Here is a 26875-nt window from a genome sequence, read left to right as displayed (position 1 = left end):
CCGCCCCCGCCGCGACCGCCGCCCGACGGACGCTGCCTCGCCGGCTTGCGCGCGGCGCGCGGCGGTTCGCCCCGCGACCGCTGCGGACGCGCGGGCCCGGGGACCTTCCGTCGCGGGTCGGGGCGCTGGCTCACTCGGTGACCTCCGCTGACTCGGCGTCGCCGCGGACGCTGCCGTCGGGTGCGAGGAAGACGGGGACGCCGCCGGGCACGAGCCCGAGCCCTTTGGCCCTGCGCTCCAGCACGGCGGGGGCCGAGTAGCCGTCGACCTGCTGCTGGAGCGCCTGCTGCTGGTCGGTGAGGCGCTCCGTCTCCTGCTCCAGCTTGCTCAGTCTGAACGACCCTTTGTTGAGCGAGGCGTTGAGGAGGAGCAGCGTCAGCAGTCCGGACCCGAGGAGAACGACGACGAGCAGGACGAAGGGTGTGCGCCGCGCGTGGGAGGCGCCCGCCGGAACCAACCGCGCCAGGCGCGCGATCCTGCCCTGCGCGCTCACGGGCGCACCTCCGCTGCCCCGCGCCGGCGGGCCGGCACCGCGGTTCCGCTCCCCCGCCTCGCTCCGCTGACGCTCACCGGTTCGCCTCCCTGATGCGCTCGGCGCCGCGCAGCCTCGCCGGTGCCGCACGGCGGTTGCTCGCCACCTCGTCGTCGTCCGGCAGTTCGGCGCCGCGGGTGAGCAGCCGCAGCCGCGGCTGGTACTGCTCGGGGACGACGGGCAGGTCGGCCGGCGCGGTGCTCGTCGCGCCGGCGCCGAGGACCCGCTTCGCCATGCGGTCCTCCAGCGAGTGGTAGGCGAGGACCACGACCCTGCCGCCGACGGCGAGCGCGTCGACGGCGCTCGGCAGCGCACGCTCCAGCACCGCCAACTCCCCGTTCACCTCGATCCGCAGGGCCTGGAAGGTCCGCTTCGCCGGGTTCCCTCCGGTGCGCTTCACCGCCTGCGGCAGCGCGTCCCTGATCACCTCGACGAGCCGCGCACTGGTACGGAACGGCTCGACGGCACGCTCCCGCACGACGGCCTCGACGATCCGCTTCGCCTGCTTCTCCTCGCCGTAGCTCCGCAGAATGCGCACGAGGTCGCCCGGCGGATAGGTGTTGAGCACGTCGGCGGCGCTCGGGCCCGTGCTCTGGTCCATGCGCATGTCGAGCGGCGCGTCCCGCGCGTAGGCGAAGCCGCGCTCCGCCTCGTCCAACTGCATCGAGGAGACGCCGAGATCGAAGAGCACACCCTGCACCCGGGGCGTGCCGAGCCGGTCCAGGACCTCGGGGAGTTCGTCGTAGACGGCGTGCACGAGGGTGGCCCGCTCGCCGTACGGCGCGAGCCGGGCGCGGGCGAGACGGAGCGCCTCGGTGTCGCGGTCGAGGCCGACGAGGCGGGCCTCGGGGAAGGTCTTGAGAAGCTCCTCGCCGTGACCGCCGAGCCCCAGGGTGCAGTCGACGACGACGGCACCCGGCTCCCGGAGCGCCGGAGCGAGCAGCTCCAGGGAGCGCCGGAGCATGACGGGGTCGTGCCTGCCGAAGGCCGGGCGCTCGTCGGTGGTCATGTGCCCTCTCAACTCTGGCGGGCAGCTGTGCACATGCTCCTTGGTCCCCGCCCGCTCGAAGGGGATACGGCGCGAGACCCCCGGGTCACGGGAGGCTGCGGGCCGGGAGCGGGAGGAGGCCGAGCCGCACGTACGCGCCCGCGCACGCGAGGGGATTCGGGGGTCCTTGGGGAGGTTCGCCTCCCACTGCGCGTCACTCTAGTCCACTGCACGCGCCGGTCAACTACGGGCCAAAGGCGCGTCCCTCCCCTGCATCGAGCCCCCGCTGCGCACCGGGAACCACTGTGGGTTACCTCACATCGACGCCACGCGGTCCCTTTCGCCCCCACCTGCGCGAGCCGAAGGGCGGCAGGGCGTCTACCGTCGTAGCCATGTCGAAATCCGCCTCCCCGCAATCCGGAGCAGCGCCGCAGGCGACCGTCACCGACCGCCTCGTGGCCGCCAACCACCGCTACTCCGAAGGGTTCACCGACCCCGGCATGGACGCCAGGCCGGTGCAGAGGGTCGCCGTCGTCGCCTGCATGGACGCCCGGCTCGACCTGCACAAGGCGCTCGGCCTCGACCTCGGCGACTGCCACACCATCCGCAACGCGGGCGGCGTCGTCACCGACGACACGATCCGCTCCCTGACGATCAGCCAGCGGGCGCTCGGCACCCGCTCGGTCGTCCTCATCCACCACACGGACTGCGGACTCCTCAACCTCACCGAGGAGTTCAGGAACGACCTGGAGGCCGAGGTCGGCCAGCGCCCCTCCTGGGCCGTGGAGTCCTTCCGCGACCTCGACCAGGACGTCCGGCAGTCGATGGAGCGCGTGCGCACCAACCCGTTCCTGCCGCATCGGGACGATGTGCGCGGATTCGTCTTCGACGTCTCCACCGGACTGCTCCGCGAGATCGACCCGGAGATCGCACGGTAACCGTGACGAAAGGCCCCGCGGGCGTGAAGAATACGCCGGTAGGAGCACGGGAGGTCGGCTGCGGCAGCGGGACGCCCAGTCAGCGACGAGGACGAACAGCACGGGGCCGAGGAGGGCCGGGTGACGACCTATGACGAGCGAGCGAGCCTCAGCGAACTGAGCGCGACCGCAGGGGCGGTGAGCCGTTCGGTGGAGTCCGTGATCGAGGGGAAGCCCGAGATCGTACGGATCTCGTTGACCGTGCTCCTCGCCGAGGGGCACCTCCTCCTGGAGGACGTCCCCGGGGTCGGCAAGACGATGCTCGCCAAGGCGCTGGCGAAGTCGATCGACTGCTCGGTGCGGCGCATCCAGTTCACGCCGGACCTGCTGCCGTCGGACATCACCGGGGTCAGCGTCTACGACCAGCAGCGCACGGACTTCGAGTTCAAGCCGGGCGCGATCTTCGCGCAGATCGTCATCGGGGACGAGATCAACCGCGCCTCCCCCAAGACGCAGTCGGCGCTGCTGGAGTCGATGGAGGAGCGCCAGGTCACCATCGACGGCGAGACGCACCAGCTCCCCGAGCCGTTCATGGTGGTCGCCACGCAGAACCCGGTGGAGATGGAGGGCACCTACCCGCTCCCCGAGGCGCAGCGCGACCGCTTCATGGCCCGCGTCTCGATCGGGTACCCGAGCCCCGCCGCCGAGTTGGAGATGCTCGACGTCCACGGTGCGACCTCCCCGCTCGACGACCTCCGGTCGGTGACGCACGCGCACGACGTGTGCAAGCTGATCGGGGCCGTCCGCGAGGTCCACGTCTCGGACGCCGTCCGGAGGTACGCGGTCGACCTCGTCGCCGCCACCCGTTCCCACCCCGAGCTGCGGCTGGGCGCCTCGCCGCGGGCCACCCTCCACCTGGTACGCGCGGCGAAGGCGGCGGCGGCGCTCGCCGGGCGCGAGTTCGCGCTCCCCGACGACCTCCAGTCGCTCGCCGTGCCCGTGCTCGCGCACCGTCTCCTGCCCACCGCGCAGGCGCAGTTGAACCGCCGCACGGCCGAGCAGATCGTCGGCGAGCTCCTCCAGCAGACACCCGTCCCCGCGTCCGACCAACGCGCAGGCGTACCGCCGCAGCCCCAGGCGCAGGGAGCACGCGGCACCCAGCAGGTCGCGCAGCCGCCCGCGGGCACCCCGCCCACGCCGGGCGTCCCGGCCGCGCCCCCGGCACCGGGTACGGCGCAGGCCGGGCGGGCTGCTCCCGCGGCGCCTCCGGCGCACCCCAGCCAGCCTCCGGCCGCCCCCGGTCCTTACCCGTACGGACCGCCGCAGCCCCGGACCCGATGATGCCGGCGGGCCCGGTACCCGGCCCCTACTCTGGCCGCACCGCCGACCGGCAACCGGATTCCCCGCAGGCCGAACAGAGCCGGGGACCGCTCCGCACGGCGCTGGGCGGGCTGACCACGCGGGGGCGTTCCTTCCTCGCCGCGGGCGTGGCCGCCGCCGTCTGCGCGTACCTGCTCGGGCAGCCCGAACTGCTGCGCGTCGGCCTGCTGTTGGCCGCCCTTCCCGTGGTGTGCGTCCTCGTGCTCCACCGCACCAGGCACCGCGTCGCCGGGTCGCGGAGGCTCTCCCCCGCGCGGGTGCCCGCACGCGCCGAGGCGCGGGTGCACCTGCGGATCGACAACGTCTCGCGCCTCCACACCGGGCTGCTGATGCTCCAGGACCGCGTCCCCTACGTACTCGGCCCGCGGCCGCGCTTCGTCCTCGACCGGGTGGAGCCGGGAGGCAGGCGCGAGGTCTCCTACAAGGTCCGCTCGGACCTGCGCGGGCAGTACCCGCTCGGACCGCTCCAACTGCGGCTCACCGACCCGTTCGGGATGTGCGAACTCACCCGCGCCTTCAGCACGCACGACACGCTCACCGTCGTACCGCCCACCGAGCCGCTGCCCGCCGTACGGCTCACGGGGGACGCCTCGGGGTACGGCGAGGGCCGCCAACGCTCCCTCGCGCACGCCGGGGACGACGACATCATCCCGCGCGGCTACCGCCACGGCGACGACCTGCGCCGAGTGCACTGGCGCTCCACCGCGCGGTACGGCCAGCTCATGGTGCGCCGCGAGGAGCAGCCGCAACAGGCCCGCGCCACCGTCCTGTTGGACGCCCGCAGGTCCGCATACCTCGGCTCGGGCCCGGACTCCGCCTTCGAATGGTCGGTCTCGGCCGCCGCCTCCGTCTGCCTCCACCTGCTGGAGCGCGGGTACGCCGTGCGCCTGCTCACCGACGCCGGCTCGGCGACCCCCGAGGGCAGCACAGGCGACTCCTCCGACACCGCCGGCATGCTCCTCGACGCGCTCGCCGTCCTCGACCATTCGCAGAGCAGCTCCCTCGCCCCGGCCTACGACGCGCTGCGCGGCGGGACGCCGGGTTCCGAGGGGCTCCTCGTCGCCTTCCTCGGCGAGCTCGACGAGGAACAGGCGCTGACGCTCGCCCGGATGCGCCAACGCACCACGCGCGCCCTCGCGTTCACCACCGCGCCGTCCGCGCAGGGGCAGGCCGCAGGGCCTCCGGCGCTCCAGGCGCTCCGCGCGGGCGGATGGCAGGTGCTGCCCGGGGGAGCCGGGCTCTCTCTTTCCGGTCTGTGGCAGGAGGCCGGGCGATCGACTGCGGAAGGGGTGGGCCGGTGAGCGTGGGGGGACGGTTGGCTTTCTGCGGGTGGGTGGCGACGCTCGCCGCGTCCTGTGCGCTGCTGCCGCTCGCCGAACCGGCGACGTGGCTGCTCCAGGCCGCGTTCCTCATCGGCGTGCAGAGCACGGTCGGTGTGGCGGGGCGCCGGGTCCCGCTCGCCCGACCGCTCACGGTGCTGCTCCAAGTCGTCGTCTCCGCGCTGCTGTTGACGCTGACCTTCGCCCGCGAACAGGCGATCGGCGCCGTGCTGCCGGGGCCCGACGCCATCGCGCGGTTCGGCGAGCTCCTCGCCTCGGGGGCCGAGGACGTCAACCGCTACGCCACCCCGGCGCCCGTGACCGACGGCATCCGGCTGATGCTCGTCGGCGGGGTCCTCGTCATCGGGCTCCTCGTCGACGTCCTCGCCGTCACCTACCGCACCGCGGCCCCCGCGGGGCTGCCTCTCCTCGCGCTCTACTCGGTCGCCGCCGGCCTCGCCCAAGGGAGCCTCGCCTGGCTCTGGTTCCTCTGCGCGGCCGCCGGCTACCTGCTGCTCCTGCTCGCCGAAGGGCGCGAAAGGCTGTCGCGGTGGGGGCGCCTCTTCGCCGAGCGCGGCCCCGAACGTCCGCTCGGCGGACGCTCGCGCGCGACGGTGCCGGTGCGCACCGGGCGGCGGATCGGTGTGGTCGCGCTCGGCATCGCCCTCGCCGTCCCCGCGGTGCTGCCCTCGCTCGGCGGCGGCCTGCTGGAGAACGCCGGCTCCGGCGGGGGCCGCGCGGAGAACGGCGGCAGCACGATCTCGGCCGTCAACCCGCTGGTGGCGCTCCAGGACAGCCTCAACCAGCCGCGGGACCGCACCGCCCTGACGTACACCACGAGTTCGGAGGAGACGGGCGAGCTGTACCTGCGCATCGTCGCGCTCGACCAGTTCGACGGCTCCGCCTGGAAGCCCTCGGAGCGGAGGATCACCGACATCCCCTCGGCGCTTCCCCCTCCGCGCGGCCTCTCCCCCGAGGTCAGCACCGAGGAGGTGCGGATCAACCTCAAGGCAGCCGACTGGTACGCGCAGGACTGGCTCCCGATGCCCTACCCGGCGCAGCAGGTGAAGCTCGACGGGGACTGGCGGTACGAGCCCGAGGGCCGCACGGTCGTCGGCTACCGGGGGCAGAACACCCGCGGCCAGGAGTACGAGGTGGAGAGCCTCCAAGTGGAGCCGACGCGGCAGCAGTTGAGCCAGGCACCCGAGCCGCCGCCCGAGCTGAAGCGGGAGTACACCGACGTACCCGAGTCCCTGCCCTCCGAGGTCCGCGAGAAGGCGCGCACGGTGACGCGCGGGGCCGACAACGACTACGAGCGCGCCGTCCGCCTTCAGGACTGGTTCGCGCGCGACGGCGGCTTCACCTACGACACCCAGGTCCGCGCAGGCAGCGGGTCGGCCGCGATCGTCAACTTCCTGGAGCAGAAGGAGGGTTTCTGCGTCCACTTCTCCTTCGCGATGGCCTCGATGGCCCGAACCCTCGGCATCCCCGCGCGGGTCGCGGTGGGTTTCACGCCCGGCACCCCGCGCGGCGACGGCGTGACGGCCGTCGGACTCCAGGACGCTCACGCCTGGCCCGAGCTGTACTTCGAGGGCGTCGGCTGGACGCGGTTCGAGCCGACACCGTCCCGCGGCATCGCCCCGCCCTACACGCAGCCCGACGCACCCGACCCCAGCGAGAACCCGGGCGAGCAGCTTCCCGAACGGAACCCCAGCACCTCGCCGACGCCCGAGCCGTCCGACTCTCCCTCCTGCACCGCGGAGGAGAAGCGTGCCGACCCGTCCTGCGGCGGCCCGGCCGCGCCCGCCGACGGTGCCGGCGGCGGGGGCGGGTTCCCCTGGGGCGAGGTCGCCGGGATCGCCGGGGCCGCGCTCGCCGTCCTCGCGGTACCTCTGCTCCCTCTCGCGTGGCGGGCCCGCAGACGGGCCGTACGGCTGCGCGCAGGCCGCGGGCCGGCCGAGACAGTCCTCTCCGGCTGGCGAGAACTCCTCGACACCGCCTGGGACCACGGCGTCGTGCCGATGGAGTCGGAGACACCGCGGAAGTCGGCGGAGCGGGTGGTGCGCGTCGGGGAGCTGGAAGGCGAGGCGGCGGCTGCGGTGCACCGTGTGGCCGACTCGGTCGAGCAGGTCCTCTACGCGCCTGCGCCGCGTCCGGCGCCCACCGTGCGCGGGGACGTGGAAGCCGTACGCGCCGGGTTGCGGCAGGCCGCGCCGCGCGGCGTGCGCCTGCGGGCGCTGCTGCTGCCGCGTTCCGGCGCCCGGCTGTGGTGGGCCGCGCGGGAACGCTCGTCGGCGCTGCGTGCGGGGATCGTCGGCAGGCTGACGCCGCGGTTCTCCAAGGGCTGACGAACGCGGGTGACCGCACGCGTCCGCCCGCGAACGGCGGGTACCTGCGGGCCCGGCGATCCGGTGGCCCGCGGTTGCTCCGAAAGGGTGAACTCCCCCTCTGCCGACGGTAGTTGGGGCAGGCAACGACCGCGGACCGTCACGCTCCCTGACGCACCGGAAGCGGCCCCGGGCACGAAGAAGCGCCCGACAGCGGGCGGTTGGCGCGATCGCCGGATGCGGCGCTCACGCACCTGCCTGTCGGACGCTCGGAGACGAAGCGGGAGGCCCGGCCCCTGGAGCCGGGTCCCCATCGGTGGCGGTGGATCGGGCGGCGGGCTGCTCCCGCCGCTCCTCAGCGACCGTTCAGTGCTGACCCTCGTCCCTGCGGCGCTGCCAGCGCTGCTCGATCCGGTTCATCATCGAACGGCGCTGTCTCGGCTGCTGTCGGCGGGAGCGGGGTGCCTCGGACGAGCCGCCGGCTGTCTGCCGGCCTTCGCCCTGCTCCCCTGTCTCCCCGGACTTGGGGGCCTTGCGCCAGCCGGTCACCGCGAGCACGGCACAGCCGAGCATGACGAGGAAACCCACGACGCTGACCCAGACCTGCTGCGCGACCATGCCGGCCATGAGGAGCGCGATGCCGACCAGAAAGCCAGCAACCGCTTGGTATACCCGCTTGCGGGTGTACCGGCGCAGCTCACTTCCTTCGAGCGCTGTCGCGAATTTGGGATCTTCGGCGTACAGCGCTCGCTCCATCTGTTCGAGCATCCGCTGCTCGTGATCAGAGAGCGGCACGGAGTCCTCCTACTCGTCGGTCGCGGGGGCGACCGGATGCGACTCTTCAAGGATAGGCAGGGAATCGCCCCCGTGAAACCCGCCCCTCTACGCCAATTCCTCCCACCACAAGCGACCTGCCGGAAGGCGGTCGGCCACGGCCTGTTCCGCGTTCATTCCCGCACCACCCTCCTGTCAACCCGGCGGTTCATTCCGATCATACGGCGCACGGCCGATGATCGGGCGGGCGGCGAGGAACTCCGCCGCAGGGCATCTCACCAGCACGGGGACGGAGCGCGACAACCCGGGACGAGGGTCCGGGGCGGTGTTCCCCTCAGGCCCCGGAAGCGGGTGGGACCTCCCGCCCCGTCTCGGCGAGGAGGTGCAGCCGGGCGGCGACGGCACGCAGGTCCGAGCGCTCGGCGGCGGCCGACTCGAGACGTGCGAGCGCTCCGAGCCCCTCGGGCTCCGTATCGACCAGCGCGCCCGGAACCAGGTCGCTGAAGACGCTGACGCCGTGCAGGGAGACGATCTCCAGCCCGCTCCCGGAGACGAGTTCGGCGAGGCCCTCAGGCGTGAACCGCCGCGGCATCGGGTCGCTCTCGCCCCAACGCCCGTCGGGGGAGCCGAGCGCGGCCCGCGCCTCGGTGAACCGCCCGGCGAGCGCCCTGCCGAGCACGGCACCGCCCAGCCCGGCGGCGAGCAGGCTGAGGGTCCCTCCCTCGGGCCGGAGGGCCTCGACCGCGTTGTGCAGACCGGCCGCCGGATCGTCGACGTGCTCCAGGACGCCGTGGAAGAAAACGACGTCGTACCCCTGGCGTTCGACGACGTCGAAGAGGCCGCCGACGTCCCCCTGCACCCCGTGCACCTGCTCGGCGACGCCCGCCTCGGCCGCGCGCCGCTCCAGCGCGAAGAGCGCGTTGGGGGAAGGGTCGACCACGGTGACCCGGTGGCCGAGCCGGGCGACGGGGACGGCGAAGTTGCCGGTTCCGCCGCCGGTGTCGAGGACGCGGAGCTCGTCGCGGCCCGACGCCTTGGCGCGCTGGTCGAGGGCTCCTTGCAGTGCCTCCCAGACCACGGTGGTACGGAGGGATGCGCTCGGGCGGGACATGCGGCTGCTCCTCGGCTCAGTTGCTGGCCGTCCCACCCTATTGCCTGCGGGACGGCGCCGAACCGAGCCGCCCCGGGCTCCGTGACGGGCGTCATGCCGCTCCCTCCCCGCCGGCCGTGCGGGGGCCCGGCAGCGCCGGCTGGTCGACGAGCATGCGCTCGACGGAGCGGAGGAAGGCACCGGCGGCCCGGAGGAGCTCGCGCGCCTGCGGCTCGTCCGCGGCGCCGGGGACGCCCGCTTCCGCGAGCTGCCGCCGGCGCGCGCCTGCGGCGAAGTAGGCGCTCCACTCGGCGAGTTCGGGAGCGGCCTCGGGGAGGGACTCCCACGCGCTGCGGATCGGCCGGCGTGCGGGCCGGGTGCGCAGTGCGCGGTGGGGGCGCGGCGGCTCGGGGCGGCCGGGGGCCGCGAGGACCGCCGCTGCCGTGCGGAGCGCGGCGAAGTGGGCTGCCGCGTAGCGGTCGTTGGGGTCGTTGAGTGCCGCGGCCTCGTCGAGTGCGAACTGCGCCTGGGCGAGGAGTTCGAGGACCGCCGGCGGGGTCGCCGCGCGGCGCAGGACCGGGTGGACGTCGCGCTGGGCGCGGCGGTGCGAGGGCTCCGGGGGCGGTGTACGGGACGTGCGCGCCACGGGGACCAACCTCCTGTCGGCCGTCTCCGACCCGGACGGGCCGGACGTACCACCACATCGTGGCGCCTCCCACTGACACTCCCCGCCGACCTGCACGAACGCCTCGGCGGTGCGTCCAACTCGCCTGCGGGGAACCGCGGGAGACCCCGGGTGCGGTCGCGGTCGCACGCCCTTGCATACTTGAACTGACCAGTCAGTCCAAGCGTGCCGTCAGGAAGAGGAGGGCCAGTGTCGGACGACGAGGCCGGCGGAGCTCCCGCGGACGAAAACGACCGGACGGACGCCGCCGGGCGGGCCGCGAGCCGCAACGAGGCGGAGGAAAGCGGACGCCGCATGCCACGCCGGCGAAGCGCACCCGGACGCTCCGACGACGAGGGCGCCGCGGTGCACGCCGAGCGATTGGGTCTCGTCGGGCCGCACGGGCCCGTCTTCACCGACGTCCGACTCGACGCGGCACCCGGCGCGTTGGTGGCGGCGGAGGGACCCGCGGGATCGGGGCGGACCTGCCTGCTCCTGGCGCTCACCGGACGCATGAAGCCCAGCTCTGGACGGGCGGAGGTCGGCGGGCACCCTCTGCCGAAGAAGATGGCGGCCGTGCGGCGGATCAGCGGGGTCGGCTCGATGCCGGGCGTCACCGACCTCGATCCGTCGCTGAGCGTCGCCGAGCACCTGCGCGAACGGGTGCTGCTCCAGCGGCGGTTCGTCGGACGTCCCGGAGCGCTGCTCCTCCCCCGCAGGCGGCGGGCGGCCGACGTGCGGGAGCGGGCGCACGCCGCGCTCGACGCCGTCGGTCTCGACCCGGACGAGCTCCCCAAGGGCTCCCGCACGCGCGTCCGCGACCTGGAGCGCCTCGACGAACTGCGGCTCTCGCTCGCCCTCGCGCTCGTGGCCGAGCCGCGGGTGCTCGCCGTCGACGACGTCGAACTCGGACTGCCGGCAGCGGAGCGGGAAGCGGCCTGGGACCTGCTCCGGCGGCTCGCCGCGGCGGGGACGACCGTCCTCGCCGCGTGCACCCAGGCACCGCCGGACGCCGTCGTGGTCCGGACCCGTCCGGACCACGAGACGGACCGACCGGAGCGTGAGGAAGGGGAGGAGAGCGGGGATGCGTTCGCCGAGACTGGCCGCGCTTGAGCTGAAGCGCTTCACGAGGGGGCGGATGCCGCGGGCCGCGCTCGTCGCGATGGTCCTGCTGCCGCTGCTCTACGGCGCCCTGTACCTGTGGTCGTTCTGGGATCCCTACGAGCGGCTCGACCGGATACCGGTGGCGCTCGTCAACGAGGACGAGGGCACCGCGATATCCGGCGAGAAGCTGCACGTCGGCGACTCGATCGTGGAGGCGCTCCACGACAGCGACACCTTCGACTGGCGGGAGACCGACGCCGCGGACGCCCGCGAAGGCGTCGAGGACGGGCGCTACTACCTCTCCCTCACCATGCCGTCCGACTTCAGCAAGAAGGTCGGCTCGGCCTCCGGCGACGAACCGGACACCGGCGCCCTCCAGGTACGGAGCAACGACGCGAGCAACTACATCGTGGGGCAGATCTCCCGCACCGTCTTCTCCGAGGTGCGGGCCGCCGCCTCCAGCAAGGTGTCGCGCGGCTTCTACGACCGGATCTACCTCTCCTTCTCCACCCTGCACGGCAAGACCACGGAGGCCGCCGAGGGAGCGGACGAACTCGGCAGCGGCATCGGCAGGGCGAAGAGCGGCGCGGGTGAACTCGACGGGAAGCTCGGCGAGCTCCACGAGGGCACCGGCGACCTGAAGTCGGGCACCTCCGAACTCCGCAAGGGCGCGGGAAAGTTGAAGAAGGGCTCCGCGCAGGTCGCGGAGGGCACGGGAGAGCTCGCCGGCAAGGTGAACAAGGCGGCGGACGCGCTCCGGCCCGTCCTCGACGAGCACGGGGACGAGATCGGGAAGACCGCTCGCGGCGTCGCACGCGCGAGCAAGGAGCTCAAGGACGACCTCGGCGCACTCCCCCGCGAGGCACGGAAGGCGGAGTCGGAGGCGCAGCGCGCGGCGAAGACCCTCGCCGTGCTGGAACGCACACGCTGCGGGGAGGATTCCACCGACCCGGAGTGCCCGGCGCTGAAGAAGGCGGTCGACGCGGCCGAGCGCTCGGCGGAAGTCGCCTCGGACGTCAACGACTTCGTGGCCGACCAGGCCGAGCAGCGCAACCTCGACCGGCTCGGCGAACGCCTCGACGACCTGCACGGCGTCGCGACGCTCCTCGCCGACCGCGCGCCCGCACTCGGCGACGACCTCGACTCCGCGGTACGCCAGATCGACAAGCTCGACCGCGGCGCGCAACAGGTCTCCAAGGGAGCCTCGCGGTTGCACACGGGGCTCGCCTCGGCCGACCGCGGCGCGGGCGAGGTGGACGAGGGCGCTGGCCGCCTCCAGGCCGGAGCCGGGGAGCTCAAGAGCGGTCTGGTCCGACTCTCGGAGGGTTCCGGCGAGTTGTCCACCGGACTCCACGAGGGCGCCGAGCAGATCCCCGACCTCGGCGACGAGGAGCGGAACGACCGTACGGGGCCGATGTCCGACCCCGTCGACCTGGAGTCGGAGAAGGCGCACGCGGCGCCCAACTACGGCACGGGGTTCGCGCCGTACTTCATCCCGCTCGCGCTCTGGGTCGGCGCCATGATCGCGTACATGCTGCTGCCGCCGCTGAGCAGGCGCGCGCTGGCGGCCGGAGCCCCGGCATGGCGGATCGCGCTCGCCGGCTGGCTGCCGGTGGCCGGGCTCGGCGTCGCGCAGGCGGGAGCGCTCCTCGCCGTCCTGCACTGGGGCCTCGGGCTCCAACTCGCCAGAGGCGCAGGGACGGTGGGCTTCCTGCTGCTGGTGACGGCCTGCTTCACGGCGATCGTGCAGTTCCTCAACGCCCGCTTCGGTCCGGCGGGGCGCATCCTCGTGCTCGCGATGCTCATGCTCCAGCTCACCTCGGCCGGCGGCACCTACCCGATCCAGACGAGCCCGGAGTTCTTCAACGCGCTCCATCCCTTCCTCCCGATGAGCTACGTGGTCGAGGGGCTGCGGCATCTGATCACCGGTGGCGGTCTCGGCCCCGTGTGGCAGGCGTGCGGGGTGCTCGCCGCGTACGCGGCGGGTGCGCTGGCGCTCACGGCGTGGACCGCGCGACGGCGCCAGGTGTGGACCGTCGACCGGCTCCATCCTGAGCTGGCGCTGTGAGGAGGGAGAATCGACGCATGTCGAGGAGGACCACAGCGAACGGGACGGGCGGCACGCAGCCCGCGGCGGGCGGCGCGCCCGAGGACGAGTCCGGCCCGAAGGGCAGGCGCAGTCGGATTTCCACCCGGCAGAAGCTCTTCCACGCTGCGGTGACCCTCATCGCCGAACAGGGCTTCTCCTCCACGACGGTGGAGGAGATCGCCGAGCGCGCGGGAGTCGCCAAAGGCACCGTCTACTACAACTTCAGCAGCAAGACGGAGCTCTTCGAGGAGTTGCTGCGGCACGGCGTCGGGCTGCTCGCAGCGGATCTCCAGCAAGCGGCGACGGAGACGGTCGCGGCCGGAGGCACCCGCGTCGACGCGCTCGACCGCATGATCCGGGCCGGCCTGGTCTTCATCGACAGGTACCCCGCCTTCACCCAGCTCTACGTGGCGGAGCTGTGGCGGACCAACAGGGCGTGGAACGACACCCTGCTCGTCGTGCGGAAGCAGGCCGTCGCGATCGTGGAGGAGGTGCTCCAGGACGGCGTGCGCGAGGGCGAGTTGAGCGAGGAGATCGACGTCCCGCTCACCGCGGCCGCGCTCGTCGGGATGGTGCTGGTGGCGGCGCTCGACTGGAAGGCGTTCCAACCGGAGCGGTCCCTCGAGGACGTGCACGCCGCGCTCTCGCTGCTGCTCCAGGGGCGGGTGGGCGGCGGTGCGCGTCTCCGGTAGCCGTTCGGCCACCGGAGACGCGCACGGCGCATCCCCCGTTCCCCCGTTCCCCCGTGCACCGGTATCCCCCGATTCCCGGTGCCCGTTCCCCCGTATCCCCCGTACCGCGCGGGACGCTCCCGAACCGCCGCCCCGTGCCGGCGGTCCCGGGTGCGTCCCGGCTGCGCATCACTCTGCCGTTCCTGCCGCTTCCGTCCCATCCGCGTGGGTACTCAACCAGCGCGCTGAGTCACCGTGAGTACCTGTACTCACCGCCGCACGGCCCACGCTGAGCACCCCGGCGGACAGGCCGGATGCGGGTCACGCCGGACGCGCGGCTAGAGTCACGGGCCATGGCACGAATCGCGGTGATCGGCGCGGGGATGGGCGCGATGGCGGCGGCGGCGCGGTTGGCCACCGCGGGCCACCGGGTCGAGGTCTACGAGCGCACGGGGACGTACGGCGGTTCCGTCGGGCGCTTCGCGCGCGACGGGTTCGCCTTCGACACCGGTCCCGGGCTGCTCCACCTCCCCGCCGTCTACCGCGACCTCTTCGTCAAGACCGGCCGACGGCCGCTCGAGGACGCCGTCCAAATGCGGCAGGTCGAGCCGGCAGCGCGGCATCTCTTCCCGGGCGGTGTCCGCGTCGACTTCCCCAACTCGTCGCGAGGGAAGGCGATCGAGGCGCTCGACGGCGGTCTCGGTCCGGGCGTCGGCGAGCGGTGGGCCGCCTTGATGGGGAAGGCGCGCGACGTCTGGGACGCCACCCGGCGCCCGCTCCTGGAGGAACCGCTCCGCGCCGGCGCACCCGGGCCGGAGGTCGCACTCCGTGACCCGTACCCCGCGCCGCGGCGCGGGTTGCTCCGCCGGCGTGCGCCCTCGTTCGCGCGCACGGTCCTGCGCGAGCTGGGGGACAGGCGGGCCGCTGCGCTGCTCTCGGCGCAGGTCGCGGGGTTCGGCGTGGACCCGGCGAGCGCGCCCGCGGGCGCCGTCGTGCTGCCGTACCTGGAGCACACCTTCGGCACCTGGTACGTCGGCGGCGGCCTGCGGGCGCTCGCCGAGGCGCTCCACGAACGGTGCCGGGAGCGGGGCGTCGAGTTCCGCTTCGACGCTGAGGTACGCACCGTCCACGAGGCGGCCGGCCGCGCGGCAGGCGTCGAACTCGCCGACGGCAGCACCGAGTCGAGCGACCTGGTGATCGCCGCCGCACCCGGCCCCGGACACCCGGCCGACGCACCCACCGCGCCCGCACGCTGCACGCTCCTGCTCGCGCTCCGCGGCGGCCGGCCCGCGGGCACACCGCACCGGACGGTCGTCCACCGCGCCGACTCCCCCGACCCCGTCACCGTCCTGCGCCCCGACGACCCGGCCCTGCGCCCCGACGACGACCACGAGGCCGCCGTCCTCACCGCCCACGTCCCGGCCGGCCGCGCCCCCGACCCCGACGCGCTCCTCGCCGCCGCGGACGCCGCGGGGCTGGGCCTCGGTCCTCGGGTGCTGTGGCGGGAGGTGCGCACGGCCGACGACGTCGCAGCGCAGACCGGCGCACCCGGTGGTGCGGTCCCGGGACCCGCGCTCTCCGGGCAGCCCGACGCCCGGACGAACACGGCGGAGCTGCCCGGGCTCTACCGCGCAGGCGGCTGGGCGCATCCGGGCGGCGGACTGGCGCACGCGGGGATGTCTGGGGCGCTCGTCGCGGGGTTGATCGTGGAGGGAGACGGCTGGCAGGGGTCGTACTGAGCCGGGCGCCCGCCGGCGGGTCGGTCAGTACCGCCAGTCCCCGTAGTAGCCGTTCTGCTGCTCGTTCTGCTGCGGCTGCTGGTACTCGCCGTACTGCTCGTACCCGTACTCCGGCCGCGCGTACGGGAAGCCTTGGCCGTCGCTTCCGTACCCCTGCTGCCAGGACTGGTACTGCTGCTCCTGCTGGGCCTCGGGCGCCCGCTGCTGCGGGACCCAGACGCCGCCGGGCGGGGTGTCGCCGGGCTGCTGGTAGGAGGGCGCCGGCTGGTAGCCCTGGTCCCAGCCGTAAGTGGCCGCGGGATAGGCCGGGTCGGGCACCTGGTCCGGGTGGGCCGCGGAGTGGTCCGGCTGCGGAGCGTAGGGCTGTTCCGGGGCGTAACCGGTGCCGCCGAAGACGTTGGGGCCCTCGTCGAAGGCCGCGGCCGTGCCGTAGGCGGGATCCTGGTAGGCGGGCTGGCCGTAGCCGTCGGTCCACGGCTGGTAGGCGGGCGCGTAGCCGTCGTAGCCCTGGTAGCCGGCGTACTCGTACGGGTCGGGCTGGGGAGGCCGGCCGTACTGCTGGTCGGCGAACGCGTAGGCGTGGGACGGCTGTTCGCCGTAGAACGGCTGCTGTGCGTAACCGTCCTGGAAGGTGCCGTACGGGTCGTAGAAGGTCTCCTGGCCCGGGTCGGCAGCGGCGTACGCGGCAGGGGCGCCCTCCTGCGCCTCGGCGTACGGGGCGTCGTGCGTCTGCGGAGGCACGGGGCCGGCCTCCAGGTCGCTCACTTCGAGCGAGGGCTCGGAGTCCGCGGCGTCGTCACGACGACGCCGGCTGGACCCCGGCATACCGCCGAGGGCCCAGCCGGTGGCGAATCCGCGCCGGTAGGAGAGCGTCACGAAGGTCTGGCCGACGGCGAACGCGGCGACGCCCACCGCGATCACCAGCATCGAGGGCATCAGGGTGCCGACGACGACACCCATGAACCCGAGGAAGGCCAGCACCCTCCAGCGGAGCCGTGCCTTGTGCTGCAGCAGCACTTCAGCGAGCAGCCAGAGCGCGACGCCGCCGAATGCGATGTAGAGGACCGTCCAGCCCATGTACGCCCCTCTCCCGCTCCCGAGCCGGCGCCGAGGGCTCAGGATTTGTTGGTCAGGCCCAGATTCTGGTGGATCTCCAGTGTCGCCGTTGAGTGGTTGAGCGTGATGAAGTGCAGCCCGGGGACGCCCTCGGACAGCAGCCGCTCGCACATCTCAGTGGCGTACTCGATGCCAACAGAGCGTACCGCCGCCGGATCGTCCGCGACGGCCTGCAGCCGATCCGTCAGCGCCTTGGGGAACGTCGTCCCCGAGAGCTGCGAAAACTTCTCCAGCTGGCCGATGTTGGTGAGGGGCATGATCTCCGGGATGATCGGGGTTTGGCAACCGGCGGCTGCGACCCTGTCCCGGAGCCTGAGGTAGTCCTCCGGCTCGAAGAACATCTGCGTGATGGCGTAGTCGGCGCCGGCCCGGCACTTGTCGACGAAGTGCTTGATGTCCGTCTCCCAGTCGGTGGAGCGCGGGTGCATCTCGGGGAAGGCGGCGACGCCGACGCAGAAGTCGCCCGACTCCTTGAGAAGTTCGACGAGTTCGGAGGCGTACTCCAGTCCTTCGGGGTGCTTGACCCACTCGCCCATGGGGTCGCCGGGCGGGTCGCCGCGGAGGGCGAGGACGTTCGTGATCCCCACGTCGGCGAACTGGCCGATGACGTTGCGCAGCTCCGCTCGGGAGTGGCTGACGGCCGTGAGGTGGGCTACCGCGGTGAGTGTGGTCTCGGTCGCGATCCGCTCGGTCTGCCGCACGGTTCCGTCGCGGGACGAGCCGCCGGCTCCGTAGGTCACGGAGACGAAGGTCGGCGAGACGGCCTCGACACGGCGCAGGGCGTCCCAGAGGGTCCGCTCGCCCTTCTCCGTCTTCGGTGCGAAGAACTCGAAGGAGAAGGACTGTTCGCCGGAGGCGAGCAGGTCACGGACGGTCAGGGAACGTTCGGTCCTTGGGGGTGAGATACCGATGGCCATGGCTGAAGGCTAGTGCCACCTTCCTGCGAGCGGACGAAAAAGTTTTTCAGAATGCTCCCCCTTGTACAGATTGTTCCCCTTATCTCTGACGGAAAGTGTCCAGTAACTGGACGGACATTGGCCTCTTGACGAGCGGCGACGCCGACTGGCATCGACGTCGCCGCCGGTCAACGGCGACGGAGGCGCCCTGCGAGCTCCGCGGCAGCCGCACCCGGGTCCGCCGCATCGGTCACTGCGCGTACCACAACCACCCGCGAAGCTCCGGCCTCCATCACCTCGTCCAGGTTCCCCTCGTCGATCCCGCCAATCGCGAACCACGGCTTCGCCGTCCCCAGCGAGGCCGCGTACCGCACCAGCGCGAGGCCGGGGGCGCGGCGGCCGGGCTTGGTGGGGGTGGGCCAGCAGGGGCCCGTGCAGAAGTAGTCGACCTCCCGGTCCGCGGCGGCCGCCGCTGCCTCGCTCTCGGCGTGCGTGGAGCGGCCGAGCAGGGGCGAGGGGCCGAGGAGGCTGCGGGCCGCGCCGAGGGGGAGGTCGCCCTGGCCGAGGTGGAGGACGTCCGAGCCGGCGGCGAAGGCGACGTCGGCGCGGTCGTTGACGGCGAGCAGGGCGCCGTGCTGGCGGCAGGCGTCGCGGAAGACCTCCAGGTACTCCAGCTCCTCGCCCGCCTCCAGCCCCTTCTCCCTGAGCTGGACGATGTCGACGCCGGCCGCGAGGACGGCGTCGAGGAACGCGGGCAGGTCCCCCTGGCGGCGGCGCGCGTCGGTGCAGAGGTACAGCCGGGCGTCGGCTAGGCGTTGGCGGAGCCGGGCGCCCTCGGGCGCGGGCTCCGTCGACTTGGCGGGCATGGGTCCCTCTCCCCCTGCGCAGCGCTGTGCGGGCCGCGCACGCGGCCCGCACAGCATCGGTCTCCTCCGCGGCCGGCGGCCGCGGGACTCTCTCTCAAGGTTCCGGCGCGGAGCGCGCCGGCGCACTCAGACGGCGAGCGCCTGGGCCCGGCGCTTCACCTCCGTCCCGCGGTTCTCCCGCAGTGCGGTGACAGGGCTTCCCGGGAGGCTCTCATCCTCGGTGAAGAGCCACTCCAGCATCTCCTCGTCGGTGAAGCCGTCGTCCTTGAGCAGGGTGATGGTTCCGGCGAGGCCCTTGACGATCCTGCCCTCGCCGAGGAAAGCGGCGGGGATCTGCAGCACACGCTCCTCTCCGCGCCGTACCGCGATCAGCTGGCCCTCCTTGACCAACTGGCGGACTCGGGTCACCTCGACGCCGAGCTCTTCGGCGGCGTCGGGAAGGGTGATCCAGGCGGGGACGAGAGCATCGGTCTTCGCGTCAATCTCGGTCACGCCTCCCAGAGTGCCACCTGCCACCGACAGCCACTAGACGGGCCGGCGCAGCCGGCCCACCGCGCACCCCTGGACGCCGGGGTCACCCCTCCAAGGCGGCACGCTTCAGCGGGAGTCCGGCGTCCGCGAGCAGCGCGCGGTCCACCCGGGCTCCCCGCTGCACCAGCTTGCGCCCCTGGGCGAGGTCCCGTGGCCTGCCCACGGCGAGCAGCGCGACGAGTACGCCCTCCCGCAGCCAGCACACCGACCAGGCGGCATCCTCCCCGTCGCCCCGCCACACCAGGTCGTCGCCGGGGGCGTGGTGCCCCGCGTACTGCACGAACCTGCCGAACTGCTCCGACCAGAAGTACGGCACCGGGTCGTGGACGAGGTCCTCGGCAGCGCCGTCCGGGTGCCCCTCCGCGATCAGGTTGGCGGCGACGATCTGCGGGGCGCGCAGCGCGTTGTCCCAGTGGTGGACGAGGAGCCGCTCGCCGTACCTGCGGGAGGGGAAGGACGCGCAGTCCCCGACGGCGTAGACGCCGGGGACGTCGGTGCGCAGCCGGTCGTCGACGAGGACGGAGCCGTCGCTGCCGAGCGCGACGCCCGAGCCGGCGAGCCAGTCCGTCGCCGGGCGGGCACCGATGCCGACGAGGACGGCGTCGGCCGGCAGCTCGGCGCCTCCGTCGAGCAGGACACGGCCCGGCTCGACACCCACCACCCGTACACCCGTGCGGAGTTCGGCGCCGCTCTCCTCGTACCAGGCCCGCATCGGCGCCGCGACCTCGGCCGGGAGCGCGCCCGGCAGCGGCTCGTCCGCCGCCTCGACGACCGTGACGGTGCAGCCGCGTTCGCGCGCGGCCGTCGCGAACTCGGCGCCGATCCAGCCGGCGCCGACGACGACGATCCGTCCCCGCGCGGCGAGGACGGGGCGCAGCGCCGCCGCGTCGTCGAGCGTGCGGAGCTGGTGGACGCCGGGTACGCCTGCCGCGCCGGGTAGTTGGAGCGGTTCGGCGCCGGTCGCGAGGACGAGCCTGTCGTAGTGGACGGAGCCGGCGTCGGTCTCGACGGCGCTCTCGCCGGGGCGGAGCGCGGTGACCGTGCGACCCAGCTCCAGGTCGATGTCGAGCGCGGTGAAGTCGATGTCGAAAGCGGTCGGGCCGGACGGGGGCTCCTCGGCCGCGCGGTCGAGGAGCACCGCCTTGGAGAGCGGCGGCCTGTCGTAGGGGTGGTGCGGTTCCGCTCCGAGCAGTCGGATCCCGCCCTGCCAGCCCTGCTCCCGCAGTTGCACCGCCGTCTGCACCCCGGCCATCCCCGCACCGGCGACGACCACACGCTGCCGCTTCTGACTCTCGCTCACCCGCGCCACTCTATGCGCCTCCTTCCCCACCGCGCGGCCCGCACTCGGCGAGGGAGCAGTAGGCTGGGCGGCGGTACGCACGAAGAGCCGCACCGACGGCGGAGCCGGAAGCCCGGTCGCCGTCCTCGGGCGGCACCGCGGGAGCCCGGCGCACCGGGCTGAGAGGGAGGCTGACGGCCTCCGACCGTACGAACCTGATCCGGTTCATACCGGCGAAGGGAGGAGCAACGCCCCCATGTCCAGTACGCGTTCGGCTCCGGACGTCGCCGTGGTCGGCGGCGGGCTCATCGGCCTGGTGACGGCGTGGCGCGCGGCGCAGCACGGGCTGCGGACCGCCGTCGTCGATCCCTCTCCCGGTGGCGGCGCGGCGCACGTCGCCGCCGGGATGCTCGCGCCCGTCACCGAACTCCACCACGGCGAGGAGCGGTTGCTCGCGCTCAACCTCGCTTCGCTCGCCCGGTACCCCTCGTTCGTCGAGGAGTTGGAGGAGGCGAGCGGGCAGCGGGTCGGCCACCGCACCGAGGGGACGCTCGCCGTCGCCTTCGACGCCGACGACCGCGCGCAGCTCCGCGAGCTCCACGCGCTGCACCTGCGGTGCGGGCTCGACTCCGAGTGGCTCGGTGCCCGCGAGACCCGGCGCCTCGAACCGATGCTCGCGCCCTCCGTCCGCGGCGCCCTGCGCGCCGGCGGCGACCACCAGGTCGACCCACGGCTCCTCGGCGCCGCCCTGGTCTCCGCCTGCACGCGTGCGGGCGTCGCGCTGCACCGCACGACGGCGGTAGGGCTGCGCTCCTCCGCCGGCCGCGCGCACGGCCTCGACCTCGCCGACGGCACCCGCCTCGACGCCGGGCGCACCGTGCTCGCCGCGGGTTGCCGGAGCGGCGAACTCGCCGGACTGCCGCCGGAGGCCGCTCCCCCGGTACGTCCCGTCAAGGGCCAGGTCCTCCGCCTGCGCATGCCGGAGGCCGGCGGCCCCTTCCTCACCCGTACCGTCCGCGCCGTCGTCCACGGGCACACCGTGTACCTGGTGCCGCGCCGCAGCGGTGAACTCGTCGTCGGTGCGACGAGCGAGGAGACCGGGTGGGAGACGAGCGTCACGGCGGGCGGCGTCTACGAGCTGCTCCGCAACGCGCACGTGCTCGTCCCGGGGGTCACCGAGCTCCCGCTCGTCGAGACGCTCGCCGGGCTGCGCCCCGCCTCCCCCGACAACGCACCGCTCCTCGGCGACTCGCCGCTCCCCGGACTCCTCCACGCCACCGGGCACCACCGCAACGGCGTGCTGCTCACCCCCGTCACGGGCGACGCCATGGGCACGCTCCTCGCCACCGGTGAACTGCCGCCGGAGGCGCAGGGGTTCGCGCCCGACCGGTTCGCGGGCAGCCGGTGACCGGCGTGCACCCGCCGACCGGGCAATCCCACACGAGACAAGGAGAGGCGATGCCCACCGAGGACGCCGCACCCGTCACGCTCTCCGTCAACGGCGCCGTCCGACGCGTCGCGCGAGGGCTCGCGCTGGACGCGCTCGTCGCGGAGACCACGGCCGCGCCCTCCGGCGTGGCCGTCGCCGTCAACGAGGACGTGGTGCCGCGCAGCCAGTGGCCGTCCACCCGGCTCGGCGAGGGCGACCGCGTGGAGATCCTCACCGCCGTCCAGGGAGGCTGACCGATGACCGACACGGCACCTGCGCCGCTCACCGAACTCGACCGACTCTCCCTCGGCAGCGCCCGCTTCGGCTCCCGGCTGATCATGGGGACCGGTGGGGCGCCGAGCCTGGAGGTGCTGGAGCGGGCGCTGCTCGCCTCGGGCACCGAGCTGACGACGGTCGCGATGCGCCGGTTCGACCCGACGGTGCGGGGCTCGGTCCTGAGCGTCCTGGAGCGCAACGGCATCCGCGCCCTCCCCAACACGGCGGGCTGCTACACCGCGGGCGAGGCCGTCCTCACCGCACGGCTCGCACGTGAGGCGCTCGGCACCGACCTGGTGAAGCTGGAGGTGGTCGCGGACGAGCGGACGCTGCTGCCCGACCCGGTCGAACTCCTCGACGCCGCCGAGGTCCTCGTCGAGGACGGGTTCACCGTCCTCCCGTACACCAACGACGACCCCGTCCTCGCGCGGAAGCTGGAGGACGCCGGGTGCGCCGCCGTGATGCCGCTCGGCTCGCCGATCGGCTCGGGCCTCGGCATCCGGAACCCGCACAACTTCGAGCTGATCACCGAGCGCGCCGGGGTGCCGGTGCTCCTCGACGCGGGCGCGGGCACGGCGTCGGACGCCGCGTTCGCCATGGAGCTCGGGTGCGCGGGCGTGATGCTCGCCTCCGCCGTGACGCGGGCGCAGGACCCGGAGCGGATGGCCGCGGCGATGCGGCACGCGGTCGAGGCGGGGCGGTTGGCCCGCGAGGCGGGGCGCATACCCGTGCGGCGCATCGCCGAGGCGTCGTCGCCCGCCGACGGGGTCGCCGCGCTCGATCCGGAGCGGCCCGCCTTCAGTTGACCCGACGGCTTGTCACCGTTGGGCTGCAATCGGTGCCCGTGCTCCCGACCGGGCCGCCGTCGGCTCGTAGACTCTCCGCGATGGACACGACCCTTCAGGACCCGTCCCACGGGTCGAACCACGACGACCCCATGCTCGGACAGGTCCTCGACGGCCGTTACCGGGTGGAAGCGCGGATCGCGGTGGGCGGCATGGCCACCGTCTACCGCGCCGTCGACACGCGTCTGGACCGGGTCCTCGCGGTGAAGGTGATGCACCCCTCGCTCGCCGGGGACGAGAGCTTCGTCGAGCGGTTCATAAGGGAGGCCAAGTCGGCGGCGCGGCTCGGCCACACCAACGTCGTCGGCGTCTACGACCAGGGCACGGACGGGCAGTACGTCTACCTCGCCATGGAGTACGTCTCGGGCTGCACGCTCCGCGACGTCCTGCGCAACCGGGGGGCGCTCCAGCCGCGGGCGGCGCTCGACGTCCTGGAGCCGGTGCTCGCCGCGCTCGGCGCCGCGCACCGGGCGGGGCTCGTCCACCGTGACGTGAAACCGGAGAACGTCCTCATAGGAGAGGACGGCCGGGTCAAGGTCGCCGACTTCGGACTCGTCCGCGCCGTGGACACCCAGACCTCGGCGACGACCGACTCCGTCCTCGGCACCGTCTCCTACCTCGCACCGGAGCAGATCGAGGACGGTACGGCCGACCCGCGCGCCGACCTGTACGCGTGCGGCGTGATGTTCCACGAGATGCTCACGGGCACCAAGCCGCACACGGGCGGCACCCCGGCGCAGGTCCTCTACCGGCATCTCAACGAGCCGATCCCCGCGCCTTCGGAGAGCGTCCCCGGCCTCGCGCCCGAGCTCGACGCGCTCACGGCGCGCGCCACGGCACGCGACCCCGACCTGCGCCCCGACGACGCCGTCGCGCTCCTCTCCGAGACGCGCGCCGCCCGCGCCGCGCTCACCGAGGAGCAGCTCGACGCCGTCCCTCCGGCCGCCACCTCCGAGGGCGCGAGCCTGGCGAGCGAGGCGCGCACCAGCGTCATCCCGCGCCCGGCGGAGCCGGCGGAGGACGCCGTCGACCGCACCACCCGGCTGAGCGCCCCGCCGCCCGAGCCGGCGCCGCGGTCGCGCCGCGGCCGGTCCCTCTGGGTCCTCGTGACGCTCGGCGTGCTGCTGGTGCTGCTGGTGGGGACCGGCATCTGGTACATCAACTCCGGTCAGTTCACCAAGACGCCGGCGGTGCTCGACCGTCCCCAGGCCGAGGCGGTGCGCACGCTCCAGGACGCGGGCCTCGGCGTGGAGGTGGAGCGGGAGTACAGCGAACGGACCGATCGCGGGCACGTCGTCTCCACCGACCCCTCGCCCGGCGACCGCGTACGGCGGAACGGCACCGTGACGCTCTCCGTCTCGCGCGGTCCGCAGATCGTCAAGGTGCCCGATCTCTCGGGCACCCCGCTCGCCAACGCCCGGCGCAAGCTCAAGGACGCCGGGCTCACGCCCGGCACGGTGAAGCGGAAGTTCGACGAGGAGGCGGCGCGGGGTTCCGTGGTCGCGACCGACCCGAAGCCGGGCGCCGAGCGCCGGCCGGGCGCCGCCGTCGCGCTCACCGTCTCCAAGGGCGCACCGGTCCGGGTGCCCGACGTCGTGGGCGACGACGAGAGCGAGGCCAGGGACGAGCTGCGCGAGGCGGGGTTCGAGGTGCGCACGGCCTCGAAGCGCGTCTTCTCCGAGGAGGACGAGGGAGACGTGGCGCGGCAGTCCCCCGGCGAGGGGCGCACCGCGGCCAAGGGGCAGACGGTGACGCTCACCCTCTCCAAGGGCCAGGACATGGTCGAGGTCCCCGATGTCGAGGGGATGGACGAGGACGAGGCGCGCGAGGAGCTCGAGGACGCCGGCTTCGAGGTGAAGGTGCGGAGGCTCTTCGTCGGGGACAGCGTCTTCAACCAGTCGCCCGACGGCGGGGAGGAGTCCGCGCGCGGCTCCACCGTCACTCTCTGGTTGCGCTAGCCGGAGCGCGGCACGGGGCCGGAAGCACTGCCTGCGGGCGGCTTCCGGCCCCGTTCTCGTGGACGGGTCGTCCGGGCGCCCTCAACCTCCGGTCATACATGGCCATTTCGGGCATTAGGGAACTCACCCCTCGCGCACCTTTCGGAGCGGAAGGTGACACAAACCCCTCTTTCCTGTGACGCCTGACATAGGGCGCAGATCACTTACGACGCGGCTTAGTCGACGTACCGGGCGCCCGTGCCACCGCTGCGGGGACGAGACGGGAAAAGAAAAAGCGGCTTTCAACGATGCCGGGTAGTACGTCACACCTTTGATCTGCGGATTTGGACGCTCTAACAATGGGGCCTCGTCGCAAGGCGCCGGAATAGAAAACGGTGCTTCCCTCATTCGTCCCCCGCGGCGCCAGCTACCCGAAAGGCTCAGCACACCTCATGCCCAGCATTTCTCGCAGCCTCCGCTCTGCCAAGGCCCAGAAGTTCTCAGCAGCCGGCCTCGGCATCGCGGGAGCCGCGGCGCTCGCCGTCACCGTCGTCCCCGCAGGCAACGCGTCGGCCGACTCGGCCCGCTCCGCGGCCAGGACCGTCGACGCCAAGCCCGCAGCAGTGAGCGACCAGGCGCCGATCGCGCAGACCCAGTCCCTCGGCGCCAGCAGCTCCAGCCTCGTCAGCGCCAAGACCGAAGCCGGCGGTGAGAAGCGCGGCTCGATCGCGGAGGCGCTCGCCGCCGACGAGGCGCTCAACGGCACCATCGCAGCGAAGACCCAGGCCGAGTCCCGCGCCAAGGCCGACGTCGTGAAGAAGAAGGAGGCGGCCGAGAAGAAGGCCGCCGCCGAGCGGGACGGCGAGGAGACGAGCCGCTCCGGCGACCGCAAGGCCGACTACCCGGACAACCTCGACGGCTGGATCCGCGAGGCCCGCGCCATCATGCAGGAGAAGGGCATCCCCGGCTCCTACGAGGGCATCCACCGCAACATCATCCGCGAGTCCGGCGGCGACCCGCGGGCCATCAACAACTGGGACATCAACGCCCAGAACGGCGTCCCCTCCAAGGGACTCCTCCAGGTCATCCAGCCGACCTTCGATGCGTACCACGTCGAGGGCACCGACTACGACCTCTACGACCCGGTCGCGAACATCGTCGCCGCGTGCAACTACGCGGCCGACCGGTACGGTTCGATGGACAACGTCAATTCGGCATACTGAGCCGGGTGACAGTCCAACCTCAGCGCAACGCCATCGGCGGCCACGTCCCCGTAGCAGGGGGCCTGGCCGCCAACGGCATTCCGTACGCAGAAGAAATCGGCGCGGAGAGCGTCCAGGTATTCACGGCGAATCCGCGTTCCTGGGCCACGTCGCGCGGAAACCCGGCGCAGGACGAGGAATTCAGAAGGCTCTGCCGCCGACTCGACGTCCCCGCATACGTGCACGCGCCCTACCTCATCAATTTCGGTTCGCACAACGAGGAGACGGCCGAGAGGTCCGTCGCCTCACTGAGCCATTCCCTCGGACGCGGCAGGGAGATCGGCGCCAACGGCGTGGTGGTGCACACGGGTTCGGCCACGGGCGGACGCACCCGCGAGGCCGCGCTCGACCAGGTACGCGCGCTGGTGCTGCCGCTCCTCGACGGGTTGACGCACCCCGAGGACCCTCCGCTGCTCCTGGAGCCGACCGCGGGCCAGGGCTTCTCCCTCTGCTCCCAAGTCGCGGACCTCGGCCCGTACTTCGACGCGCTCGACCACCATCCACGGCTCGGCGTCTGCCTCGACACCTGCCACGTCTTCGCCGCCGGGCACGACCTCACCGTCGAGGGCGAGGCGGCGCGCATGCTCGACCTGCTCGTGGAGACGGTCGGGCCCGGACGCCTGCAACTGGTGCACGCCAACGACTCGAAAGCGGGCGCGGGCTCGCGCCTCGACCGGCACGAGAACATCGGCGCCGGGCACATCGGCCCCGCGGCCTTCGGCGAACTCCTCGCCCACCCGGCGACCGCCGGCGTCCCGTTCGTCATCGAGACACCGGGCGGGAAGGAGGGTCAGGCGGCCGACGTGGCGCTCCTGAAGAGCCTCCGCAAGCCGTGACGGAATAC

24 protein-coding genes and 1 riboswitch are annotated in these 26875 nt (G+C 73.3%); of the genes, 14 read left to right on the top strand and 10 right to left on the bottom strand.

All coding sequences use genetic code 11. The features are described 5' to 3' along the window. Nucleotides 1-130: 130 nt before the first annotated feature. Together ftsL and rsmH are read right to left on the bottom strand one after the other, a co-directional pair. Nucleotides 131-493, bottom strand: coding sequence for a cell division protein FtsL (ftsL, locus tag UWG_RS0109575; RefSeq protein ID WP_016906986.1), 363 nt, complete (start codon nt 491-493; stop codon nt 131-133). A gap of 73 nt (nt 494-566) precedes the next feature. After that, entirely contained in the window at nt 567-1541 is a 975-nt protein-coding gene (rsmH, locus tag UWG_RS0109570; RefSeq protein ID WP_016906985.1) for a 16S rRNA (cytosine(1402)-N(4))-methyltransferase RsmH, read from the bottom strand. 371 nt (nt 1542-1912) lie between these two features. On the opposite strand from rsmH, the gene UWG_RS0109565 reads away from it, so the two are divergent. The 4 genes from UWG_RS0109565 (at nt 1913) to UWG_RS0109550 (ending at nt 7484) form a co-directional block, all read left to right on the top strand. Continuing rightward, on the top strand, nt 1913-2458 hold the full coding sequence (locus UWG_RS0109565) for a beta-class carbonic anhydrase (RefSeq protein ID WP_016906984.1): 546 nt from the start codon (nt 1913-1915) through the stop codon (nt 2456-2458). A gap of 120 nt (nt 2459-2578) precedes the next feature. Next, nucleotides 2579-3778 carry an AAA family ATPase gene (locus UWG_RS0109560; RefSeq protein ID WP_016906983.1) on the top strand — a complete coding sequence of 400 codons (1200 nt, stop codon included), beginning with the start codon at nt 2579-2581 and terminating at the stop codon, nt 3776-3778. Beyond that, nucleotides 3778-5118: a DUF58 domain-containing protein gene (locus tag UWG_RS0109555; RefSeq protein ID WP_016906982.1), complete on the top strand. Its 1341-nt coding sequence runs from the start codon at nt 3778-3780 to the stop codon at nt 5116-5118. Before UWG_RS0109560 ends, UWG_RS0109555 begins: the two co-directional genes overlap by 1 nt. Continuing rightward, nucleotides 5115-7484, top strand: coding sequence for a transglutaminase TgpA family protein (locus tag UWG_RS0109550; RefSeq protein WP_033196054.1), 2370 nt, complete (start codon nt 5115-5117; stop codon nt 7482-7484). Before UWG_RS0109555 ends, UWG_RS0109550 begins: the two co-directional genes overlap by 4 nt. Nucleotides 7485-7829: 345 nt before the next feature. Here the strand turns inward: UWG_RS0109550 and UWG_RS0109545 are convergent, their stop codons facing one another. The 3 genes from UWG_RS0109545 to UWG_RS0109535 all read right to left on the bottom strand — a co-directional run bounded on the left by UWG_RS0109545 (nt 7830) and on the right by UWG_RS0109535 (nt 9973). After that, entirely contained in the window at nt 7830-8258 is a 429-nt protein-coding gene (locus tag UWG_RS0109545) for a DUF3040 domain-containing protein (protein ID WP_016906980.1), read from the bottom strand. Between the two features lie 313 nt (nt 8259-8571). Further along, the gene (locus UWG_RS0109540; protein ID WP_016906979.1) at nt 8572-9348 is read right to left on the bottom strand and encodes a methyltransferase; all 777 of its coding nucleotides are present in this window, start codon (nt 9346-9348) and stop codon (nt 8572-8574) included. Nucleotides 9349-9439: 91 nt separating this feature from the next. Continuing rightward, nucleotides 9440-9973: an SAV_6107 family HEPN domain-containing protein gene (locus tag UWG_RS0109535; RefSeq protein ID WP_016906978.1), complete on the bottom strand. Its 534-nt coding sequence runs from the start codon at nt 9971-9973 to the stop codon at nt 9440-9442. A 333-nt stretch (nt 9974-10306) separates the two neighbouring features. On the opposite strand from UWG_RS0109535, the gene UWG_RS0109530 reads away from it, so the two are divergent. From UWG_RS0109530 to UWG_RS0109515, 4 genes are all read left to right on the top strand, one after another. Beyond that, nucleotides 10307-11104: an ATP-binding cassette domain-containing protein gene (locus UWG_RS0109530; RefSeq protein WP_050988539.1), complete on the top strand. Its 798-nt coding sequence runs from the start codon at nt 10307-10309 to the stop codon at nt 11102-11104. After that, nucleotides 11076-13163, top strand: coding sequence for a YhgE/Pip domain-containing protein (locus tag UWG_RS0109525; RefSeq protein ID WP_016906976.1), 2088 nt, complete (start codon nt 11076-11078; stop codon nt 13161-13163). Before UWG_RS0109530 ends, UWG_RS0109525 begins: the two co-directional genes overlap by 29 nt. Before the next feature lie 17 nt (nt 13164-13180). Beyond that, the gene (locus tag UWG_RS0109520; RefSeq protein ID WP_016906975.1) at nt 13181-13876 is read left to right on the top strand and encodes a TetR/AcrR family transcriptional regulator; all 696 of its coding nucleotides are present in this window, start codon (nt 13181-13183) and stop codon (nt 13874-13876) included. Between the two features lie 332 nt (nt 13877-14208). After that, on the top strand, nt 14209-15594 hold the full coding sequence (locus UWG_RS0109515; protein ID WP_029391306.1) for a phytoene desaturase family protein: 1386 nt from the start codon (nt 14209-14211) through the stop codon (nt 15592-15594). A gap of 24 nt (nt 15595-15618) precedes the next feature. Here UWG_RS0109515 and UWG_RS0109510 read toward each other — a convergent pair whose 3' ends face one another. The 5 genes from UWG_RS0109510 to UWG_RS0109490 all read right to left on the bottom strand — a co-directional run bounded on the left by UWG_RS0109510 (nt 15619) and on the right by UWG_RS0109490 (nt 20303). Beyond that, on the bottom strand, nt 15619-16671 hold the full coding sequence (locus UWG_RS0109510; RefSeq protein ID WP_016906973.1) for a hypothetical protein: 1053 nt from the start codon (nt 16669-16671) through the stop codon (nt 15619-15621). Nucleotides 16672-16709: 38 nt separating this feature from the next. After that, nucleotides 16710-17627 carry a methylenetetrahydrofolate reductase [NAD(P)H] gene (metF, locus tag UWG_RS0109505; protein ID WP_016906972.1) on the bottom strand — a complete coding sequence of 306 codons (918 nt, stop codon included), beginning with the start codon at nt 17625-17627 and terminating at the stop codon, nt 16710-16712. A gap of 167 nt (nt 17628-17794) precedes the next feature. Beyond that, nucleotides 17795-18472 carry a thiamine phosphate synthase gene (thiE, locus tag UWG_RS0109500; RefSeq protein ID WP_016906971.1) on the bottom strand — a complete coding sequence of 226 codons (678 nt, stop codon included), beginning with the start codon at nt 18470-18472 and terminating at the stop codon, nt 17795-17797. Nucleotides 18473-18598: 126 nt separating this feature from the next. After that, nucleotides 18599-18964 carry an Rv2175c family DNA-binding protein gene (locus UWG_RS0109495; RefSeq protein WP_016906970.1) on the bottom strand — a complete coding sequence of 122 codons (366 nt, stop codon included), beginning with the start codon at nt 18962-18964 and terminating at the stop codon, nt 18599-18601. Between the two features lie 82 nt (nt 18965-19046). Next, complete coding sequence (locus UWG_RS0109490; protein WP_029391305.1) at nt 19047-20303, bottom strand: NAD(P)/FAD-dependent oxidoreductase; 1257 nt, start codon at nt 20301-20303, stop codon at nt 19047-19049. A 127-nt stretch (nt 20304-20430) separates the two neighbouring features. Next, nucleotides 20431-20541: riboswitch (TPP riboswitch) on the top strand. On the opposite strand from UWG_RS0109490, the gene thiO reads away from it, so the two are divergent. The 6 genes from thiO to UWG_RS0109460 all read left to right on the top strand — a co-directional run bounded on the left by thiO (nt 20539) and on the right by UWG_RS0109460 (nt 26867). Beyond that, nucleotides 20539-21690: a glycine oxidase ThiO gene (gene thiO, locus UWG_RS0109485; protein ID WP_016906968.1), complete on the top strand. Its 1152-nt coding sequence runs from the start codon at nt 20539-20541 to the stop codon at nt 21688-21690. (Overlaps the previous riboswitch by 3 nt.) 50 nt (nt 21691-21740) lie before the next feature. Further along, nucleotides 21741-21965, top strand: coding sequence for a sulfur carrier protein ThiS (gene thiS, locus UWG_RS0109480; RefSeq protein ID WP_016906967.1), 225 nt, complete (start codon nt 21741-21743; stop codon nt 21963-21965). Nucleotides 21966-21968: 3 nt separating this feature from the next. Beyond that, complete coding sequence (locus UWG_RS0109475; RefSeq protein WP_016906966.1) at nt 21969-22793, top strand: thiazole synthase; 825 nt, start codon at nt 21969-21971, stop codon at nt 22791-22793. Nucleotides 22794-22873: 80 nt separating this feature from the next. Beyond that, a complete protein-coding gene (gene pknB, locus UWG_RS0109470) occupies nt 22874-24790 on the top strand; it encodes a Stk1 family PASTA domain-containing Ser/Thr kinase (protein WP_016906965.1) in 1917 nt (638 codons plus the stop codon). 431 nt (nt 24791-25221) lie between these two features. Beyond that, a complete protein-coding gene (locus UWG_RS0109465; RefSeq protein WP_016906964.1) occupies nt 25222-25992 on the top strand; it encodes a transglycosylase SLT domain-containing protein in 771 nt (256 codons plus the stop codon). Between the two features lie 5 nt (nt 25993-25997). After that, nucleotides 25998-26867: a deoxyribonuclease IV gene (locus UWG_RS0109460; RefSeq protein ID WP_016906963.1), complete on the top strand. Its 870-nt coding sequence runs from the start codon at nt 25998-26000 to the stop codon at nt 26865-26867. Nucleotides 26868-26875 lie beyond the last annotated feature (8 nt).

Origin of the sequence: Streptomyces xiaopingdaonensis (assembly GCF_000262345.1) — a bacterium.
Classification (GTDB): domain Bacteria; phylum Actinomycetota; class Actinomycetes; order Streptomycetales; family Streptomycetaceae; genus Streptomyces; species Streptomyces xiaopingdaonensis.
This window is presented reverse-complemented; position numbering and strand designations above follow the sequence as displayed.

What these genes read in the sequence shown, in the direction of transcription:
- UWG_RS0109465 (WP_016906964.1), top strand. Translation starts at nt 25,222, where the DNA reads ATGCCCAGCATTTCTCGCAGCCTCCGCTCTGCCAAGGCCCAGAAGTTC.
- thiE (WP_016906971.1), bottom strand. Translation starts at nt 18,472, where the DNA reads ATGCCCGCCAAGTCGACGGAGCCCGCGCCCGAGGGCGCCCGGCTCCGC.
- thiS (WP_016906967.1), top strand. Translation starts at nt 21,741, where the DNA reads ATGCCCACCGAGGACGCCGCACCCGTCACGCTCTCCGTCAACGGCGCC.
- UWG_RS0109475 (WP_016906966.1), top strand. Translation starts at nt 21,969, where the DNA reads ATGACCGACACGGCACCTGCGCCGCTCACCGAACTCGACCGACTCTCC.
- UWG_RS0109540 (WP_016906979.1), bottom strand. Translation starts at nt 9,348, where the DNA reads ATGTCCCGCCCGAGCGCATCCCTCCGTACCACCGTGGTCTGGGAGGCA.
- thiO (WP_016906968.1), top strand. Translation starts at nt 20,539, where the DNA reads ATGTCCAGTACGCGTTCGGCTCCGGACGTCGCCGTGGTCGGCGGCGGG.
- metF (WP_016906972.1), bottom strand. Translation starts at nt 17,627, where the DNA reads ATGGCCATCGGTATCTCACCCCCAAGGACCGAACGTTCCCTGACCGTC.
- UWG_RS0109510 (WP_016906973.1), bottom strand. Translation starts at nt 16,671, where the DNA reads ATGGGCTGGACGGTCCTCTACATCGCATTCGGCGGCGTCGCGCTCTGG.
- UWG_RS0109565 (WP_016906984.1), top strand. Translation starts at nt 1,913, where the DNA reads ATGTCGAAATCCGCCTCCCCGCAATCCGGAGCAGCGCCGCAGGCGACC.
- pknB (WP_016906965.1), top strand. Translation starts at nt 22,874, where the DNA reads ATGGACACGACCCTTCAGGACCCGTCCCACGGGTCGAACCACGACGAC.
- UWG_RS0109530 (WP_050988539.1), top strand. Translation starts at nt 10,307, where the DNA reads ATGCCACGCCGGCGAAGCGCACCCGGACGCTCCGACGACGAGGGCGCC.
- UWG_RS0109520 (WP_016906975.1), top strand. Translation starts at nt 13,181, where the DNA reads ATGTCGAGGAGGACCACAGCGAACGGGACGGGCGGCACGCAGCCCGCG.
- UWG_RS0109525 (WP_016906976.1), top strand. Translation starts at nt 11,076, where the DNA reads ATGCGTTCGCCGAGACTGGCCGCGCTTGAGCTGAAGCGCTTCACGAGG.
- UWG_RS0109515 (WP_029391306.1), top strand. Translation starts at nt 14,209, where the DNA reads ATGGCACGAATCGCGGTGATCGGCGCGGGGATGGGCGCGATGGCGGCG.
- UWG_RS0109555 (WP_016906982.1), top strand. Translation starts at nt 3,778, where the DNA reads ATGCCGGCGGGCCCGGTACCCGGCCCCTACTCTGGCCGCACCGCCGAC.
- rsmH (WP_016906985.1), bottom strand. Translation starts at nt 1,541, where the DNA reads ATGACCACCGACGAGCGCCCGGCCTTCGGCAGGCACGACCCCGTCATG.